Raw genomic sequence first — 730 nt, forward strand, 5'->3', positions numbered from 1 at the left:
AATAGGCAATAGGCAATAGGCAATAGGCAATAGGCAATAGGCAATAGGCAAGAGGCAATAGGCAATAGGCAAGAGTTATGCGATCGCTAATCCCCCAGCTCAACCCCAAGACAAAATCACTATCACACACCCCACACTCCCGATTCCCGATTCCCGATTCCCGACTCCCGATTCCCGATTCCCGATTCCCGATTCCCGATTCCCTCTAAAGTTTGTTACAAAAAATCAAAAATATGCTACAATATGCAATTTTTTGTGGTAAACTAAAAGTGTGGACAAAATAAAGTCCATGGGAAGAGCCAGCCTAGAGTTTTCGTCAGGCTGGAAGGCTGGCTCTTGGTCCCCCTTACAGGAGATAACTTAATAATATGTCTGATAGACGCCTATACCCATGGGTGATGGTGAGGTTGTTACCACCGATGCCACCAATGGTTTTCGCTCGGTTCGACAACCCTGCTGATGCCAAGGGCTATGTGCAGGTTTTGAAAGCCTTGATGCCTGGTGCCAAGTTTCTAGTTTTTCTTGATCACGGAGTAATTCCGTAGCACAGGCATCTTGCGTAGCACAGGCATCTTGCCTGTGACATAGGGAATCGGGAATCGGGAATCGGGAATCGGGAGTAGTTGTGTAGAATAGGCTTCGATGCTGTGAGGAAAATATTGATCACAGGCAAGATGCCTGTTCTACCAAAAACCTAATTCCAGCAACATCCGTGTGAGGAAAATATTGA

Annotated in this window: 3 protein-coding genes; 2 read left to right on the top strand and 1 reads right to left on the bottom strand. The window is 46.3% G+C overall.

Features of this window, described 5'->3' with window-relative positions; genetic code table 11:
• The first annotated feature begins 77 nt into the window (after positions 1-77).
• Together AC4II3_RS07090 and AC4II3_RS07095 are read left to right on the top strand one after the other, a co-directional pair.
• A complete protein-coding gene (locus tag AC4II3_RS07090) occupies positions 78-209 on the top strand; it encodes a hypothetical protein (protein WP_488012407.1) in 132 nt (43 codons plus the stop codon).
• A 159-nt stretch (positions 210-368) separates the two neighbouring features.
• Complete coding sequence (locus tag AC4II3_RS07095; protein ID WP_488012409.1) at positions 369-545, top strand: hypothetical protein; 177 nt, start codon at positions 369-371, stop codon at positions 543-545.
• On the opposite strand, the gene AC4II3_RS07100 is transcribed toward AC4II3_RS07095, so the two are convergent.
• Complete coding sequence (locus tag AC4II3_RS07100; protein ID WP_488012411.1) at positions 527-673, bottom strand: hypothetical protein; 147 nt, start codon at positions 671-673, stop codon at positions 527-529. The genes AC4II3_RS07095 and AC4II3_RS07100 overlap by 19 nt on opposite strands.
• Positions 674-730 lie beyond the last annotated feature (57 nt).

The sequence above is a fragment of the Moorena sp. genome (assembly GCF_982860115.1).

Excerpts from the sequence above, each read along its gene's own strand:
- AC4II3_RS07090 (WP_488012407.1), top strand. The coding sequence starts at position 78 with ATGCGATCGCTAATCCCCCAGCTCAACCCCAAGACAAAATCACTATCA.
- AC4II3_RS07095 (WP_488012409.1), top strand. The coding sequence starts at position 369 with ATGTCTGATAGACGCCTATACCCATGGGTGATGGTGAGGTTGTTACCA.